Genomic DNA, 17,166 nt, shown 5'->3' on the forward strand with positions numbered 1-17,166 from the left:
TTGTGGTGGTCGTTTCGGTCGCAGAGCAAAAGGCGGGCCATCTCGCAAAAGAGATGACCCGCCTCTCCAATCAGTCCCGCGGCAACCGTAACCGCCGCGGGCCTCAAGCATGTCCCGGACTAGGAGAACATGCCGGTGAGGTAATCATTCAGCCGCTTATCCTTGGGCCGTTGGAAAATCTCGTCGGTCTCGTCGTACTCGACCATATCGCCCATGTAGAAGAACGCCGTGCGGTTGGACACGCGCGACGCCTGCTCCATGTTGTGCGTCACGATGACGATGGCGCGCTCGGCCACAATCGATGACATGAGGTCCTCGATCGCCAGCGTCGAGATGGGGTCGAGCGCCGAGCAGGGCTCGTCAAACAGGATCACGTCGGGGTTGAGCGCCAGCGTGCGCGCGATGCACAGACGCTGCTGCTGGCCGCCCGAAAGCGCGTAGGCGCTCTTGTCGAGCTTGTCCTTGACCTCGTCCCACAGCGCCGCACCACGCAGACTTTCCTCGACCATACGATCAAGCTCGTCGCGGTCGGTGATACCGTGGCGTTTAGGCGCAAACGTGATGTTGTCGCGAATGGACTTGCGGAAAGGATTGGGCTGCTGGAACACCATGCCAATGGAGCGGCGCAGCTCGTAGGTGTTTTCGGTCTTGGTGTTCACGTTGCGCCCGCGGTAGCTGATCTCGCCCTCCACGCGGCAGCCGCGAATCTCGCGATTCATAAGGTTGAGGCTGCGCAAGAAGGTCGACTTACCGCAGCCCGAAGGCCCGATGAGCGCCGTGATCTCGCCCTTGTGAAAGTCGAGCGACGTATCGTGCAGGGCATGGTGGTCGCCATAGTACACGTTGACGTCCTTGGTGGAGAGCACGACCTCGTCGCTCACGGCCTTGCCGCTCGCGCGCACGCGCTTCTCGCTCTCCCCCACGCTCGACAGGAAGTCCTGGGTCTCGGACGGTGCCGCTTCGGCTGCGGGTGTTGCTTTCATCTCGCTCACTCGGCCGTCATCCTCCTTGCCAGTTGCTTGCCCACGATACGGGCGATTACGTTAAACAGCAGCACGCAAATCATCAGCAGCGCAGCGGTGCCCCAAACGATCTGCTGGGCCTCGGGGCTGCCCTCGCCATAGATCTTGTAGATGTGCACGGCGAGCGACTCACCGGGGCGGAGCACGTTCCAGGCGCAGGTGGGACTCGACAGGTTAAAGCTCAAGAAGTTCAGGCGAACCGGCGAGCTCATGCCCGAGGTAAAGAGCAGTGCCGCGGCCTCGCCAAACACGCGGCCGGCCGAAAGCACGATGCCGGTCACGATGGCGGGCATGGCCTCGGGAATCAAGATGTGCAGCGTGGCCTCCCAGCGGGTAAGGCCCATGGCCAGGCACGCATCGCGCTGGGCCTGCGGCACGTCCTCGAGCGCCTGTTGGATCACGCGCACCAAGATGGGAATGTTGAACATGGTGAGCGCAACGGCGCCGGAGATGATGGAGTACTTCCAGCCCAGCTGCACCGAGAAGACCAGGAAACCGAACATGCCGACGACGATGGAAGGCAGCGAGGACAGCGTCTCGATGGCGGTGGAGGCGATGTCGCGGATGGGCCCATTCGGCGCGTACTCAACCAAAAAGACCGCGCCGCCCAGGCTGATGGGCACCGAGATGATCAGGGTGATCAGCAGCAGATAGAACGAGTCGAACAGCTGATAGAGCACGCCGCCCTGGGTTCCGTTGGCACGCGCGGGCTGCGTGAGGAAGCCCGGCTGGAACAGCGTCGAGATGCCCTCGAACAGGATATAGGCCACCATGGAAATGACGACGAGCATGACGATGGCGACGATCGCCGTCAACACGCCCGTGGCGATGCGGTCCTGTTTTTGGACACGCCCGAGTCTCGCCTCGTCGATATGGATGCGCGTGCTAGCCACGAGCCTTCGCCCCCTTGCGGCCAATGAGATGGATAATCAGGATGAAGATGAGGCTCATGCCCATCAGCAGCAGACCGAGCGCCCACAGAACGTTGTCCTGGGCTGAGCCCTCGGCATAGACAGCCATAGACGTGGTGAGCGTGGTGGTGATGGTGGACGCCGGCGACAGCAGCGACGTCGGCATGGCCTCGATGCCGCCGATAACCATGCGCACGGCGAGCGTCTCGCCAAAGGCGCGGGTCATGCCAAGGATGACCGCGGTCATGAGCGAAGGCATGGCGCTCTTGAGCACCACGTGCCAGATGGTCTGCCAGCGGGTATAGCCCAGCGCGAGCGAGCCCTGGCGGTAGCTGTCGGGCACGGCGCGCAGGCCATCGACCGAAAGCGTGGTCATGGTCGGCAGGATCATGACGGCCAGCACGATGGCGCCGGGTAAGATGCCCAGACCCGTGCTCACATGGAAAACACTCTTCATAAGGCCGACAACCACGTGAAAGCCGATCAAGCCAAAGACGACCGAGGGAATGCCGGTCAAAAGCTCAATAAGCGGCTGAAAGATCTTGGAACCAAACTTAGGCTGGATCTCGACCGCAAAGATGGCAGAGCCGATGGCGATGGGCAGCGCGATGAGCGTGGAGAGCACCATGACTGCAAACGAGGTGACGATCAGGGGCAGGGCGCCGGTATAAGGCAGGCCGTTTTCGGCCGTGTTGGCCAGGTCCCACTTGGTGCCGGTAAAGAACTCGACGACCGAGACGCCGTCCTTGATAAAAGCCGAGAGGCCCTTTTGGGCGACCATAAAGATGAGTGCGGCAACGACAAGCGTCACGAGCGCAACGCACGCGCCCGTGACGCCCAGGCCCACGTTCTCAAGGTCGCGCTTTGGCAGCTGTTTTGCCATTGCAAACCTTTCCGGGGGCGATTACCTATTTAGCGGAGACCTTGCCGCTGGCGTCCTTGACGACCTTCATGGCAGAGACGGGGATAAAGCCCTGCTCCTCGACAAGTTTGCCCTGGACGTCGTCGGAAAGCATAAAGTCCAGGAAGGCCTTGGTGGCCTCGTCGGCGTCCTTGGCGCAGTACATGTGCTCGGTAGCCCAGATCTTGAAGGAGTCGTCGGTGACATTCTTGCTCTTGGGCTCGACACCCTCGACCTTGACGGCGTTGAACTTGGAATCGTCAAAGTGCGAGAAGTCGAGGTAGGAGATGGCGTTGTCGGTGCTGCCCATCTGAGTCTGAACGTCGCCGGACTTGTCGAGCTCGGCGTCGCCCTTAAAGTCGACAACCTCGTCGCCAAAGACGGCGGCCTCGAAGGTGGCGCGAGTGCCGGAGCCGGCCTTGCGGTTGAGAACGACGATGGTGGCGTCGTCGCCGCCGACCTCCTTCCAGTTGGTGATCTGGCCGGAGAAGATGCCCTTGAGCTGCTCGAGGGACAGGTCGTCGACCGTCACGTTCTTGGAGACGACGGGACCCATGCCCACGACAGCAACCTCATGGTCGACGAGGTTCTTGACCTGGTCGGCCTCGAGCTTGGTCTCGGCGAAGACGTCGGAATTACCGATGGTAACGGTGCCGGCGGCGACAGCGGTCAGGCCCTTGCCCGAACCGTTGCCCGAGCCGGAGACGGAGACGTCCGGGTTGGCATCCATGAACTTCTCGGCAGCGGCCTCGACGAGAGCCTGGAACGAGGAGGCGCCGTCGTAAGTCACCTCGCCGGAGACGGACTCGGCAGCAGCGGCGCTACCCTCGGCAGCGGTGTCGGCGGCGTTGGAGCCACCGCAGCCAACGAGGCCGAGACCGACGATGCTGGCAAGACCACCAGCGAGGCCGAGGAACTGACGACGAGAATAAGCCTGATCGAGCATGATCTTCCTTTCATACATGCGACTCGCGGGCACCCCGCCCGCTTTGCTGTTTGGAAAGATACGGCCCCGACCGGGCATCGCCCGCGCCAACTACGGTTTTTTACGGGCATCTGATAGACCCTTACCGCAAGCGCGACTCGGCTTTACAAACGAATAACAAACCCGCCGCCAAACATGACCCGCCTTTTACACCGATAAAAAGAAGTTGCGGTGAAATAGTTCCTGTTTGGCTGTCAGGCAGCCGATTCTAGGAACTATTCCACCGCAACTTAGATTGGCAAAACGCCGCAACCTTAAAGCTCGAGCTCGTTGAGCCTTAAGATCGCAACAATATAGATCTTGAGCGCTTGCTTGAGCTGCTCCTCGTTGGCGCACTCGTTGGGGCCGTGCATCTGGCCGCCCCATGCGGGCAGCTCCAGGCCGGTCTCCTCGGGGCCAAACGAGACGGCGCGGGCAAAGTTGCGCGCGTACGTGCCGCCGCCCATGGCAAAGGGCTCGGCATGCTTGCCCGTAAACTCGTTATAGGTATCGATAAGCGCCTTCACGGCCGGATCGTCGGCAGAGACCGAGAACGGCACCTTTGCACGACCCACACGGCACGTCACGCCAAAGCGGCCCACGAGCGGCTCGAGTTGCTCGCAGATGGTATCGGCACTGGTGCTATCGGGGAAACGCACGTCGATGACCTGCTCGATGTGGCCATCCATCACACGGATAACACCGGGATTGCAGGTGAGCGGGCCAAACGCCGGGCTCGTCGCGTCGATACCCAAGCCGCGGCCATAGGCGTCCGCATGCACAAAGGCCAGAAACTTGACAAACTCGTGCTCGGCAGGCGTCAGCAGGCGCTCGCCACGGGCACCAAACGAGTCCTCGGCCTCGCGCAGATACGCCACGATGAGGCCGACGGCATTGATCGTTCCCTCGGGCATCGAGGCATGACCGCCAATGCCGTGGGCAAAAATCTGCGCATGCCCGTTATCGAGCGCCGTGATCTCCAAGCGGTCGGCGTTCTCGATCGGCGCCGGCAGCTCATCGGCGGCAATCGCGAGCTCGCAGATAGACTGCGACGGAATAGCGTTGCTCGCCTCGGCACCGCTCCAGGACACAATGCGCCCGCCGTCGATCTTGGAGCTCACAAACGTCGCCCCAAACTGGCCCTTCTCGGCATTGCAGACCGGGAACTCGGCATCGGGCGTAAACAGGAAATCGGGGTCTGCATAGTTCTCCAGATAATGGTGAACGTCGGACATGCCCACTTCCTCATCGCAGCCCAGCAGCGAACGGAAGGTATAGCGCGGCACAATGCCGTGCTTGAGCAGGTAGGCGCCGGCATAGAGCGACAACACCGCCGGACCCTTGTCGTCGATCACGCCGCGGCCGAGCAGCCAGCCCTCGCGGCGCTCCATCGCAAACGGGTCGGTGTTCCAACCGGGGCCAGCGGGTACCACGTCCACATGGCAGATGGTCGCGAGCTGCTTATCGCCGCGGCCCGGAATATCGGCGATTCCCACAAAGCCCTCGTCATCGCTCGTCTGGTAGCCGAGCTTTTGCGCGATGCCGAGCGCGCAATCGAGCGCATCACGGACCGGGCGACCAAACGGCGCACCGGGCTCCGCATCGGCAGAAACGGCCACAGACGGATAGCTCACCAGCTGCTCGATATCGGCGACGACATCTTCCCAGACCTCGTCGACATACTCGGCAACGCTCTGCTCCACCTGATTCATGGACGACCTCCTTACCAATGAGCAGCGGGCACGCCCGCCCCTCACATCACATACTTATATAGCGAAAAGTTTAGCAAGCTCGGCCACCGAGTGCACCACCGCATCGGCACCCGCCGCCTCGTGCTCGCCCGGCGCCGCCGCGCCCGAATAGATGCCGATGCACGGCACGCCCATCGCGTGCGCGCCCTCCACATCGTTAAAGCGATCGCCGATCATCACGGCGTCGTCGGCCGTCGCGCCCAGAGCCGCCAGCGCATCGCGGACCGAATCCGCCTTGATCTCGCGTCCCTGCGGCGGATTCATGCCGACCACCGCCTCAAACTGAGAAAGCCCGAGCTCACGTACCATGTCGATGCACTTTGCCTCCATGCGCGACGTCGCCACGGCCATACGCTTGCCCTGGGCGACCAACCCATCCAGCAGCTCGGGGATCCCATCGAACACGGGGTACTCTTCCGGTCCCAGCTCATCAAAAAAGGCGCGGTACTCGTCGGCCACCACAAGCGACTCCTCGCGGGAAAAGCCGTAAAAGTCGTGAAAGCTCTTCCACAGGGGCGGCCCGATCATGCGGCGCAGATCACCCATCTGCGCCTCCGAAAACCCGCGCGCAGCCAGCGTCTTGCGCGTCGAGGTCATCACCGCCCGACCCGTATCGGCCACCGTGCCATCGAAATCGAACAGCACGACCGGCCGTTTGCCTATCTCCAACGCCCCCATCGGCATTCCTCTTCCCCAGTTGACGATTTCCACACCGACACTTCAAACTGTTGACTATTCAACAATTGAACCTAGTAATGTGGAACGACTCTACTATACTTGTCGCACTTTGCTCTCAGAAGGCGGCGCGCAAGCGCCCCAACGAAAGGTGCAATTATGTCTTTTGCCATCATAACCGACTCCACGTCGGACATCTCCCCCTCCCGCGCCCAAGAGCTCGGCATTTACGTGATTCCGCTGCATGTGATTATCGAAGGCGAGGACCTGCTCGACCAGGTGCAGATTACCGCCCAGGAGTACGTCGCCCGCATGGCCGGCTCCGAGCAGCTGCCGCACACCTCGCAGCCGAGCGCCGGCGAGTTCAAGGCACTCTTTGACCGCGTGCTCGCCGACGGCCACGACAGCGCCATCTTTATCTCGCTGTGCAGCGAGTGGTCCGCCTGCCATGCCAACGCCAGCCTGACGGCCGAAACGCACGAGCTCGACGTGCGCTGCATCGACTCGCGCACCGGCTCGGGCGCCGAGGGCCTGCTGGTGGAGTACGCGCTGGCCATGCGCAAGGACGGCCGCAGCCTGGACGAGACCGAGGCGCAGATTCGCGCGATGCTGCCCGACGCCCACCTGCTGCTGATTCCCCGCACGCTCGAGAACCTCGTTAAGAACGGTCGCGCGCCCAAACTCGCCGGCCAGCTCACGCAGATGCTCAACATTCGCCTGGCCGTTTCGCCGGAGTGGAAATCGGGCGAGATCAAGGCCGTCAAAAAGGGCCGCGGTGCCAAGCGCATCGTTGCCAACACCATGGCCGATTGCCTTGCATTTTTGGCCGAACATCCGGGCTCCAGCGTGCGCGTGCTCACGACCGGCGCCGCCGAGGAGCAGGAGCTCGTCAACCAAGCACTCGCAGGCCAGAACTACGTGGACGCCGGCACCGGCCCCATCGGCTGCACCATCGCCACCCATGTAGGCGTCGACGCCATCGCCATTAGCTACTGTCCCCGCTACCAGCCCATCCACTAGGGGCACCTTTACCACTTGCGGTGGAATAGGGACTGTTTTTGGCGTATGGCCACAAATCAATCCCTATTTCACCGCAACTTCTTTTGCTGAGCCATCCATATACAAGATATGCTGACGATCGGCGCATTCCCAGCTGTTTAGGGGAGCTTCGACTAGCCCCTAGCGGTACCCGGTGGGCAAAAAATGGCAAATATGAGTACTGTCATAAATTTAGTAACAGCAAAATTTCGCTGAAATTGCCCGCTCCCACCGATTTCAAGCTCCATAAAGCCCCGAATCGTCGTGTTTAGGGGGGGTGAATATACTAAAACTCAGTCAATTGGTCTTAGATACTTCTCAAATGATATGAGACTAACCGAGCAACAGTACTCATATTTGCCATTTTTTGCCCACCGGGTCTGAATGAGGTCCGCTCTTTACGCCTCCGGCTACCCATATGACCGCAAACCCTGATTATCAAGGGCCGTCGCGCGCCTTGGCATCGACCGAAAGCCGCTCGCAGAATAATCCCTTGCCATTAGCAAACTTGAATCGAAATTACATATCCCAAAAAGCCGTAATGCCGTACCCTCGTCTCAACAACTCCAATACAAGGACGGCATTCAAATGGGCAACGCCATGCATCAATACGCCCTCTTTGGGACCGCACAATTTAAATACGATCAGACGATCACACATATATCGGACCAACACCGACAAATCGTCATTTGCAACAACGGTTCAGACGTACGCTACGCAACGCTAGAAGAGTGGGAAGAAGCTGGCGCTTTGTTCGATGAACGAGCACAAATCGAGGGCATCGTCACCAGCGCGAGCCCAGCACGCGATAAACTCGAGCTCTTTCGCAGTCTCTTTACCGGGCGCAAAGATGTTTACGCTCATGGATATCGCAGAAAGGACGGGGGCATTGGCTATACGCCTGCTTGTGCTAATGAGTGGAAGCCAGGAATTTGCCCCAAAGCAGCCCATCAAAGAGTTAAATGTGTAGAATGCAGCAATCGCGTCTTCCCGGAATTAAGCGATGCCGCAATCATTGCTCACTTTAAAGGCAACGATGACCGGTTCCGCGATGTCCTCGGGCAATATGTTCTCGATAGGAACTGCAACACGAAAGTTCTCGTCATCGATTTTGACAAAGCGGACTGGAAAGAGGCAACAAATGCCGTACGGCTTGTTGCAATACGACGGGGCATTAACGCCGCCGTTGAGCGCTCAAGGTCCGGCAACGGCGCCCACATCTGGTTTTTCTTCCTCGAGCCAATCAGCGCAAAGGCTGCCCGAGAGTTTGGAAGTTGCCTCATAACCGAAGCTGCGGCGCATAATAAGACAATCACGTTCGAGGCCTTTGATCGAATGCTACCCGCTCAGGCCACTATTCCCGATGGAGGCTTCGGAAACCTCATCGCACTCCCCTTTCAAGGCAAGGCGCAACGTGAAGGAAACAGTGTATTTGTAGACGAACAATTCAAGCCCTTTCCCGACCAATGGCTCTATCTATCACAAGTCCAGCTGATTCCGCGCTCGACGGTGCAAGATCTGATTGAGGCCCCTGGAAACAACCCACACGGACCAGCAACAACTACGGTGGCAAACAAGGGCAAACGGTATGCCCAAAGACCACGAAAGCGACTACCACTCACATCGCGGGACTTTCCCTCATCGCTGCCCGTTATTCAAGCCGATATGCTGTACATCCCCGAGAAGTCTCTGAGTCCAGCAGCTCAAATGGAAATCCGCGGACTTGCGACATTTGCCAATCCGGCATTCTATCGCGCGCAGTCCATGCATCAATCAGTATTCGGCAAACCGCGACTCATAGACCTTAGCGAACTGAGAGATGGTCATGTTGCAATTCCCCGGGGCTGCAAAACTCAACTTGAGCAGCTAGTTCAAGAGACCGGCGTTACCGCCCACTATTCAGACGAGCGCAAATCGGGCAATCCGATTGTTATGGCATTTAAAGGAGTCCTTCGCCCTGAGCAGCAAATCGCCGCTGATCAGATGCTCATATACGAAGACGGAATCATGTCCGCGCCGACAGGCTTCGGTAAAACAGTCGTCGGAGCTTATCTTATTGCATCCATTGGTCTTCCAACGCTCGTCATCGTTCCCAAAACCGCACTCATAACCCAATGGAAATCCCAGCTCGAGCGATTTATCGACATTACGGACAACAGGGAGCCCGTCCGAACCCCAAAAGGACGAATCAGCAAAAGGCAGCCTCCGGTCATCGGACAAATAGGAGGAGGCAAAATGGCCGTAAGCGGCCTCGTCGACATCGCTTCGTTCCAGTCGTTATCTGGCAAAGACCGTCAAACCGGAGAGCCGATAGTTAAGGGCCTTGTTCGTAATTACGGCCTCATTATCTGCGACGAATGCCACCATGCCGCCGCACCACAGCTCGAGCTTATTCTCAAGTCCGCCCCGGCCAAATACGTATACGGCCTTTCTGCGACGCCCGAACGATCCGACGGCCTTACGCGGGCGCTCTCCATGCTCTGCGGCCCGCTCCGTTATGTTATCGATCCAAAAGCGCAAGCGATTCAGCAGGGCATCCAGCGCATCGTACGGCCTCGTTTTACTGGAATTCGACTACCCGCCTACGAGCCAGGTGCAAGCTTCAATCAGATTCTCGACCTGCTGTGCACGCATGCAGCTAGAAACGAATTGATTGTCAACGACGCTATTGAAGCTGCGTCAAACGGCCGGCATCCGCTCGTGCTGACTAAAAGGAAAAAGCATGCCGAGGAGCTGTTCGGGATGCTCAAAAACCAAGGACACGAACCCGTTCTCCTGACCGGGGAAATCGACGCCAAAGAAAGAAAAACGATACTGAGCAGTCTTCCCCGCTTCGAGCATGAACATCGAATCATCGTCGCCACCGAAAGCCTTTTGGGCGAGGGCTTCGATCTATCCTACCTTGACACTCTACTCATTGCCACGCCGATATCGTGGGACGGCAGCATCACGCAGCAGGCGGGCAGGCTCCATAGAAGCCACGAGGGCAAGCGACGGGTTGAGATATTCGACTACGTTGATTTATCTATACCCATGCTCGCCCGCATGTACCAGAAGAGACTCAAGACCTACGCCAAGCTCGGGTACGAAGTCTACGTGACCGGAGGCAGCGAGCAGTCCGATCAAAACATTCTCATAGAACCGGCTAATGCCGTAGAGACTCTGGTTGAAGACATCGTTGGCGCCGCTAAGAGCATCTTCATTGCCGCGCCCTACGCATCCGCCGCCTGCCTCGCAAAGCTCGGCGATGCAATCAAAGGTGCCACTGCCCGAGGGATTGCTCTTGAGTTTTTCATTGCCTCGACTCCGCGCGAAGATGCAAGCGAGACTTTGGCAAAAATGAACGTCGAGCATGCCATTAGAGCAGAAGGACGTTTGTGTGCAGCGATAATTGACGAAGAAACTATCTGGTACGGAACGATCCCGCTACTAGCTTTCCCCAAGAAAGAAGACTGCAGCATCAGGTTCAAAAACAGCGAGATCGCAGCGGAGCTCTTAGACGAAATCAACCACAAGGGAAAGCCAGATGCCACGTCAACAGGCAGGACATCCCCACCACTTGCGGTGGAATAGGGACTGTTTTTTGGCTTACCAGCCGCAAATCAATCCCTATTCCACCGCAACTTAGAAATCGGCAATCAGCCCTGCGGGCCCCGGAACAGTTCCTCATGCGAGCCCATTCTGACCAGTCGGATCACAGGATTAGTCTTATGCGGCAAGTACAGAACGACCACATCGACCAAGCCATCGGATAGATGGAAATCGATGTGGCCGTTGTAATTGCCGCCCGGGTTTGAAAGCTCGTGGGCACCATATTCCGCGGGAAGCGAGCCGTGAGCCGCAAGTTCTGCAACCGCCGCCTTAAACTCGGTTTTTAGCTGCGGATGGATGCGCATCGTCCGTTTGTAATCCGCCTTAAACTGAGCCTCGACTTTAATCTCAAACATCGCTAGTCCTCATCGAGGAATGATATAAGCTCATCAGCGTTATTGAATGACGGGCTGTCGTCTGGCAGAATCCCCAACTCATGAGCTTCAGCGATCACCATGGCGCGCCTCGTCGCCTCGTTGGGAACTTCGGATCGACCAACGATCTCAAAAGGAATCTTTCGCTGATTTACCAGCTGCCGAACAGCAAGGTTGAGATACGAATTGAGACTCAGACCAACCGTATCCAAGAACTCAGTCGCCTGTTCCTTGAGCCCCTCTTCGATGCGAACCGTCGTAGGCTTAACCGTTGCAGTAGACATACACGACCTCCTCGCTCTCGTCTTTTGCATCAGTATACCCAGTTTAGAAGGCAGACTGATGTTAAATAGCATCAGTCTGCCTTCTCATCACTACAACGACAGGCACGCTCGCCCTACATCAGCCCGCTCAGGGCGATATCGACGGCCTCGTTGAGGTCGTCGGTAATGTGCACCAACTCCGGATCGAGCGGGCTGATCATACCGGCGTCCATCACCGGACCGTTAAGCCAGTCGAATAGGCCCTGCCAGTACTCGGTGCCCACCAGCACGAGCGGCATGCGCTTGACCTTGTGCGTCTGCACCAGCGTGAGCACCTCGAACATTTCGTCGAGCGTACCAAAACCTCCGGGAAACACGATGGCGCCCGAGCTGTATTTGACGAACATGGTCTTGCGCACAAAGAAGTAACGGAAGTCCATGCCGAGGTTCACGTATTTATTGAGCCCATGCTCGTGCGGCAATTCAATGCCCAGGCCAACTGACTTGCCGTTGACACTCGCCGCTCCCCTGTTGGCTGCTTCCATGATGCCGGGGCCGCCACCGGTGATGACCGCCACGCCGCGCTGGGCGATTTTGCGGCCGACCGTGCGCGCCGCCTTATAGAGCGGATCGGTCTTGGGCATGCGGGCGCTGCCGAAGATGGTCGCAGCGGGCCCGAGCTCGGCAAGTGCGCCAAAGCCATCGACAAACTCGGCCTGGATGCGCAGCACGCGCCACGGATCAGCATGCAGCCAGTCGGTCGACTCCTCGGGCGCCAGCAGGTTGGCGTAGGTGTTGTCCTTAGGAATCATGGGGCCGCGCATAACCACGGGACCGCGGCGGTACGTCTCGTCGTAGGCGGACTCGCCCTCGACATTCTCGTTCTCAATCATGGGTACTCCTATCGGGAAAAAGAAAAACGGGCGGGGTCGACGCCATGCGCCAAACACCCGCCCGAACATCAACTATTCGGTATGGTACCCACGATGCATCAAGCGCTTGCAAGGCATCGGTCAGCGGTCGCGGCTCTTAGTAATCCACCGCCGCAGGGCTGTTCATCCAGTCGCTCACAAACGCGCCGTAACGGCCCTCGATAATGGCCTGACGGGCACGCTGCATAAGGTTGAGCAGGTAGTAGATGTTGTGCATCGACAGCAGAATACCGCCGAGCATCTCCTTCTGCGTGACCATGTGACGGATGAGCGCACGGCTGTAGCCGCCCGTGCACACCGGGCAGGTGCAGGTGGGGTCGATAGGGCCGTCGTCGTGCGCAAAGCGCGCGTTGCGGAAGTTAAGGCGACCTTCACTGGAGAACGCCGTACCCATGCGGCCGGTGCGCGTCGGCAGCACGCAGTCGAACATGTCGATGCCCACGCCAACGCCGCGCACGAGCGTGGTAGGGTTGCCGACGCCCATGAGGTAGCGCGGCTTGTGCTTAGGCATGTACTCGGAAACCAGCGGTGCCAGCGTCTCGAACATGGTCTCGTGGTCTTCGCCCACCGAATAGCCGCCGATGCCGTAACCCGGGAAGTCGCCGCACTCCTCCAGATGGCGCAGCGAGCGCAGGCGCAGGTCCAGGTGCATGCCGCCTTGGACGATGCCAAAGAGCGCCTGGTCATCGCGGGTATGCGCCTTATAGCAGCGCTCGGCCCACATACTCGACAGCTCAACGGCGCGCTCAACGTAGGCGCGCGTGGCGGGATAGCCCGGGCACTGGTCCAGCTGCATGCAGATATCGGACCCGAGCTTCATGGCGATTTCCATGTTGTCCTCGGGCGTCCAGAACACGTGGCGGCCGTCGTAGTCGTTGACGATAAAGCGCACGCCCTCGTCGGTGAGCTTGACGGCGTCGTTGTGGCTGAACACCTGGAAGCCGCCCGAATCGGTAAGAATGGGGCCGTGCCAGTTCATAAACTTGTGCAGGCCGCCCAGCTCGGCAATGGTGTCCTCGCCGGGACGCATGGACAGGTGATAGGTGTTGGCAAGCACGATCTGGGCGCCGAGCTGTTTGACGGTCTCGGTAGGAATACCCTTGACGTTTGCCTTGGTGCCCACGGGCATAAAGATTGGCGTCTCGATATCGCCGTGCGGGGTGTGCAGTACGCCGGCACGCGCGTGCGTCGTCGGGTCCTCGGCGATCAGGTCGAATTTAAAAAGGCTCTGGTCCATAAACTGGAACTCCTTGGTTGCGGTTCATACGCAAACCATTATACGGGCAACCCGCAAGGAGCACCGACTCGACAGAAACTGGCGCAAAGGGGTCATAGTCGTTTAAGAACGTCCCCAGCGACTACGTCTGGGATCATTTCCAACAGCCAAGGTAGCGCCGATGTTATGGCACCGACAGCGAAAACCCGCCAGAGCGAGCAAGGTGCCTTGAAACAAGGCGGCATTGATCTTTTGATCATGCCACCGAAGTTGAAAGGCAGATTGCCGCTCTGGCGGGTTTGCAGCATCAACTGGTTACGCGGTTTGGTAAAACCGCGTAACTCTTAGGGCCGCTGGCCCATGCCACCCTCGAGGGTGACGGTCTCGCCGTTCATGTACTTAAAGTCGGGACCGCAGAGCTGAACGACCACGCGGCCGATTTCCTTCTCGACGTCGCCGTAGTGACCCGCCGGTGGCATGTGGACGTTGGCCTTGAACGCCTCGGGATAAGCATCCTGGAAGTTCTCGAGCGCAGCGGTCCAAGCAAGCGGGCACACGATGTTGACGTTGATGCCGTCCTTGCCCCACTCGTTGGCGGCAACGCGAGTCAGACCGCGGATGCCCTCCTTGGCAGCGGCATAGCTGCACTGGCCGTAGTTGCCAAACAGGCCGGCGCCCGAGGCAAAGTTGACCACGGAGCCCTTGGTCTCCTTCAGGTGCGGATAGGCCTTCTGCATGTACAGATAGGTAGCATACAGACCGGAGTAAATGGCCAGGTTAAACTGGTCCATGGTGTGATCGGCGATGGTCACGCCCGAGGCGCTGGCCTGAGCATTGTTGACGACGGCGTCGATGCGGCCGAATTCCTCAATGGCCTTGTCGATGACGTTCTGGACGACGGCTTCGTTGTCCTGGCCGGCCGAAACATCGGCCTGAACAGGCAGAACCTTGACACCGTACTCGGCCTCGAGAGACTCCTTGGCGGCCTCGAGCTTGGCAACGTTGCGGCCGGTGATGACGAGGTTCGCGCCCTCCTTGGCAAATGCGATATCGATGCCGTAGCCGATGGAGCCAGCGGAACCGTCCTTGAGCGTGGCCTTGCCGCCGCCGGTGACGATCACGGTCTTACCAGTGAAAAGTCCCATACAAAGTCCTTTCAAATCGCGACGGGCACGCCCGCCGACTGCGCGTGTCCAACTTCACGCGCCAAAAGCTGACATGCAACTTTAGCGTGTTCAAGTGAAAAATAAAGACCGCAGCAGGCGAACGGCGCAACGTCATTCGGCGAAGGGATTGTCAAGTACAAACTGGATAAAGCGGCCGAGTTGTTGTTATCAGATCGAGCCATCGAACACGTTTTGAAACTTTGCTGCGGCGCGCGGGATGTCGGCGCGAGACTTTATCATAGGGTGACAAGCAACGATGAGGAGCACATGCCTATGACAGACGAGCTGGACCCCCAAACTCAGCAGCATATTGATCATTCCGCAGACGCCGTCGACGACTGCGATACTCCCACCTGCATCGACGCCTCCACCGATGCGCCCGCCACCGCAGATGCGCACGCCGATGCGGACAAGGCAACAGACACAGACGATACTGTCGAGCATGACGAAGGCGAGCAGTCGGAGTCGAACGACGCCGAGCCCGATACGGAACCCGCACCACAGGCGGCGGGCCCCATCGAGGTATCTTCGGAAGAAGAGCTCGATGCCGTCATGGACTCCATGATGGACGCCGTCAAAGCGATGAAAGACGCCGTGGCCGATGCCGATATTGATGCCGAGGAAGAGGAGGCTGCCGAGGCCGCCTCGACCTTTGTGCCCGGCGAGACTCCGATTGCCGACCAGGGCAGCACCATGCCCTCGTTTCTGCAGCTCGAGCACCCCACGATTGGCGCCGATGCGGTCGATCCGCACGCAGCAGGCTTTTCTGTGGTCGAGGGCGGTACCGGCAATATCGCCGCGCCGCAGGCTGCCGATGCGGACGCTGCCGACACCGCTCGCCCGACCGCCCCGCACTACCCCGCCGCGAGCCACGATCTGGGGACCGCTGTCTCGAACACTGCGAACGCCGTGGGCACCTTTATCGCCCAGGGTGCCTCGGCCATGCGCGAAATGAACGCCGCGAAAAAGGCACTTGCCGATGCCCGCGCCCACCTGGCCGAACTTGAGCAGCGCATTACCGATCAGGCCGAGGAACTCGAGACGCGCCAGGATATCGCAGGCCGCTACGACCAGATCGTCGCCGACCAGCGTCAGGCGATCGCCACAGCGCAAAAGACCGCTGCGGCAGCCGAGATTGACCGTGATGCCCACGCCGCCAAAGCGACAGAGCTCAGGGATCAGTTCGAACAAATGAAGACAGAGGATGACGCGACTGAGATCCGTCTGAAGGCCGCGCTCGATGCCGTGGAGGCCCGCGAGGCGAGCTCGCGCGAGACCGGCAACCGCCTCGTTCGACGTCTTGAGGATTCCAAGCGCATCCGCGACAAGGTGCAGGCCGAGCGAGACGCCGGCATTGCCGCCGCACAACAAACCGTCGACGCCACGCGCGCCCAGCTCGAGACACTGCGTCATGAGTATGCCGAGCTGCAACGCAATCCCTCGGCAAATCCCGCCAACTATACGGTGCGCACCAGCGAGCTCTCGATGCAGATCTCCGACACGGCAGATGCCCTGCGAAAAGCCGAAGAAGATGTCCCGCGCATCACCGCCGACCTTGAGCACTCGCTTGCCGCAGCCGAGCAGGCCGTCGAGCAGGCTCAAGCCCCCATTGCCGAAGCCAAACGCGCACACCAAGCCGTGACGACTGAGGCCGATGCCGCGCGCGACGAGCTGCAGACGGCGAAAACTGCCGCCACGACGCGCCAGCGCGAACTGCGCGAGAAGATAGCCGCCGAGGACAAGGCACGCCGCGACCAAGAGCAAAGCGTCGCCAACGCCCAAGCAGATGCCGCACATGCACAGTCGATCATCGAGCAGGCGACCGAGGTGCATGACCATCCAGAGATCACTGAGTCGCTTGCAGGATCCTTGGCCCGAGACAAAGCCGAACACGCCGAGACCGAGCAAGAAGTCGCCCAGCTCGAGGCCACCGAGGACGCGGTGCGCGAGCGTACCCGCGACTCACGCATCAAATTCACTGGCGCCATCGTCTGCATCGTCGCCGTGATTCTGGTAATCATCCTGATCTGGCTGTTCGCGAGCAAGTAAACCAGCTGCCAAAAAACGCCTCAACTCAGTTGCGGTGAGAAAGTTTCTGTTTAGCCCCAAAAAGGCCAATTCAAGAACTATCTCACCGCAACTTATTTAGATCGACGCAAGGCAACCTATCCCTCTTGCACCGATCTCTTGACATAAGGACTGTCCCCAGGTGCCGGCACAAAAGGAACGTCCCCAAGTGCCAAGTGCCGTAAGAGTGTCCCCTTTGACTAGTCATTTAAGAACGTCCCCAATGACTACCCAATGACCACCCAATGACTACAGCGACAACCACGGCAACGCCGATGTTTTGGCAACGACAGAC

At 59.3% G+C, this 17,166-nt stretch carries 14 protein-coding genes; 3 read left to right on the forward strand and 11 right to left on the reverse strand.

The annotated features are described in order from the left end of the window. Positions 1 to 119: 119 nt before the first annotated feature. The 6 genes from pstB to V2391_RS08595 all read right to left on the reverse strand — a co-directional run bounded on the left by pstB (position 120) and on the right by V2391_RS08595 (position 6,260). A complete protein-coding gene (gene pstB, locus V2391_RS08570) occupies positions 120 to 992 on the reverse strand; it encodes a phosphate ABC transporter ATP-binding protein PstB (protein WP_329738993.1) in 873 nt (290 codons plus the stop codon). Next, entirely contained in the window at positions 989 to 1,915 is a 927-nt protein-coding gene (pstA, locus tag V2391_RS08575) for a phosphate ABC transporter permease PstA (RefSeq protein WP_329738994.1), read from the reverse strand. Before pstA ends, pstB begins: the two co-directional genes overlap by 4 nt. Continuing rightward, positions 1,908 to 2,816: a phosphate ABC transporter permease subunit PstC gene (pstC, locus tag V2391_RS08580; RefSeq protein WP_329738995.1), complete on the reverse strand. Its 909-nt coding sequence runs from the start codon at positions 2,814 to 2,816 to the stop codon at positions 1,908 to 1,910. The genes pstA and pstC overlap by 8 nt, the downstream gene beginning before the upstream one ends. Before the next feature lie 25 nt (positions 2,817 to 2,841). Further along, positions 2,842 to 3,780: a phosphate ABC transporter substrate-binding protein gene (locus V2391_RS08585; protein ID WP_225093732.1), complete on the reverse strand. Its 939-nt coding sequence runs from the start codon at positions 3,778 to 3,780 to the stop codon at positions 2,842 to 2,844. 293 nt (positions 3,781 to 4,073) lie between these two features. Then, positions 4,074 to 5,510, reverse strand: a complete 1,437-nt coding sequence (locus V2391_RS08590; protein WP_329738996.1) for a M20 family metallopeptidase — start codon at positions 5,508 to 5,510, stop codon at positions 4,074 to 4,076. A 54-nt stretch (positions 5,511 to 5,564) separates the two neighbouring features. Further along, the gene (locus V2391_RS08595) at positions 5,565 to 6,260 is read right to left on the reverse strand and encodes an HAD hydrolase-like protein (RefSeq protein WP_329738997.1); all 696 of its coding nucleotides are present in this window, start codon (positions 6,258 to 6,260) and stop codon (positions 5,565 to 5,567) included. Between the two features lie 123 nt (positions 6,261 to 6,383). Here V2391_RS08595 and V2391_RS08600 point away from each other — a divergent pair, with 123 nt between their 5' ends. Together V2391_RS08600 and V2391_RS08605 are read left to right on the forward strand one after the other, a co-directional pair. Beyond that, a complete protein-coding gene (locus tag V2391_RS08600) occupies positions 6,384 to 7,244 on the forward strand; it encodes a DegV family protein (protein ID WP_329738998.1) in 861 nt (286 codons plus the stop codon). A 606-nt stretch (positions 7,245 to 7,850) separates the two neighbouring features. Further along, positions 7,851 to 10,835, forward strand: coding sequence for a TOTE conflict system archaeo-eukaryotic primase domain-containing protein (locus V2391_RS08605; RefSeq protein WP_329738999.1), 2,985 nt, complete (start codon positions 7,851 to 7,853; stop codon positions 10,833 to 10,835). Between the two features lie 65 nt (positions 10,836 to 10,900). Here V2391_RS08605 and V2391_RS08610 read toward each other — a convergent pair whose 3' ends face one another. The 5 genes from V2391_RS08610 to V2391_RS08630 form a co-directional block, all read right to left on the reverse strand. Further along, positions 10,901 to 11,209 carry a type II toxin-antitoxin system YafQ family toxin gene (locus V2391_RS08610; RefSeq protein WP_161116228.1) on the reverse strand — a complete coding sequence of 103 codons (309 nt, stop codon included), beginning with the start codon at positions 11,207 to 11,209 and terminating at the stop codon, positions 10,901 to 10,903. A gap of 2 nt (positions 11,210 to 11,211) precedes the next feature. After that, positions 11,212 to 11,511 (reverse strand): type II toxin-antitoxin system RelB/DinJ family antitoxin, encoded by a 300-nt coding sequence (locus V2391_RS08615; protein ID WP_128620155.1) that lies wholly within the window; start codon positions 11,509 to 11,511, stop codon positions 11,212 to 11,214. Positions 11,512 to 11,624: 113 nt separating this feature from the next. Next, positions 11,625 to 12,383 carry a TIGR00730 family Rossman fold protein gene (locus V2391_RS08620; RefSeq protein WP_329739000.1) on the reverse strand — a complete coding sequence of 253 codons (759 nt, stop codon included), beginning with the start codon at positions 12,381 to 12,383 and terminating at the stop codon, positions 11,625 to 11,627. A 136-nt stretch (positions 12,384 to 12,519) separates the two neighbouring features. After that, a complete protein-coding gene (gene tgt, locus V2391_RS08625; protein WP_055285790.1) occupies positions 12,520 to 13,659 on the reverse strand; it encodes a tRNA guanosine(34) transglycosylase Tgt in 1,140 nt (379 codons plus the stop codon). A gap of 323 nt (positions 13,660 to 13,982) precedes the next feature. Next, positions 13,983 to 14,783: an SDR family NAD(P)-dependent oxidoreductase gene (locus tag V2391_RS08630; RefSeq protein ID WP_006235414.1), complete on the reverse strand. Its 801-nt coding sequence runs from the start codon at positions 14,781 to 14,783 to the stop codon at positions 13,983 to 13,985. 294 nt (positions 14,784 to 15,077) lie between these two features. On the opposite strand from V2391_RS08630, the gene V2391_RS08635 reads away from it, so the two are divergent. After that, complete coding sequence (locus tag V2391_RS08635; protein ID WP_329739001.1) at positions 15,078 to 16,853, forward strand: hypothetical protein; 1,776 nt, start codon at positions 15,078 to 15,080, stop codon at positions 16,851 to 16,853. Positions 16,854 to 17,166: the final 313 nt, after the last annotated feature.

The organism is Collinsella sp. CM84Y_54, from assembly GCF_036317945.1.
Taxonomy (GTDB): domain Bacteria; phylum Actinomycetota; class Coriobacteriia; order Coriobacteriales; family Coriobacteriaceae; genus Collinsella.

Coding starts and splice junctions, on each gene's coding strand:
- tgt (WP_055285790.1), bottom strand. CDS start 13,659: ATGGACCAGAGCCTTTTTAAATTCGACCTGATCGCCGAGGACCCGACG.
- V2391_RS08620 (WP_329739000.1), bottom strand. CDS start 12,383: ATGATTGAGAACGAGAATGTCGAGGGCGAGTCCGCCTACGACGAGACG.
- V2391_RS08590 (WP_329738996.1), bottom strand. CDS start 5,510: ATGAATCAGGTGGAGCAGAGCGTTGCCGAGTATGTCGACGAGGTCTGG.
- V2391_RS08600 (WP_329738998.1), top strand. CDS start 6,384: ATGTCTTTTGCCATCATAACCGACTCCACGTCGGACATCTCCCCCTCC.
- pstC (WP_329738995.1), bottom strand. CDS start 2,816: ATGGCAAAACAGCTGCCAAAGCGCGACCTTGAGAACGTGGGCCTGGGC.
- V2391_RS08605 (WP_329738999.1), top strand. CDS start 7,851: ATGGGCAACGCCATGCATCAATACGCCCTCTTTGGGACCGCACAATTT.
- V2391_RS08630 (WP_006235414.1), bottom strand. CDS start 14,783: ATGGGACTTTTCACTGGTAAGACCGTGATCGTCACCGGCGGCGGCAAG.
- V2391_RS08585 (WP_225093732.1), bottom strand. CDS start 3,780: ATGCTCGATCAGGCTTATTCTCGTCGTCAGTTCCTCGGCCTCGCTGGT.
- V2391_RS08635 (WP_329739001.1), top strand. CDS start 15,078: ATGACAGACGAGCTGGACCCCCAAACTCAGCAGCATATTGATCATTCC.
- V2391_RS08615 (WP_128620155.1), bottom strand. CDS start 11,511: ATGTCTACTGCAACGGTTAAGCCTACGACGGTTCGCATCGAAGAGGGG.
- V2391_RS08610 (WP_161116228.1), bottom strand. CDS start 11,209: ATGTTTGAGATTAAAGTCGAGGCTCAGTTTAAGGCGGATTACAAACGG.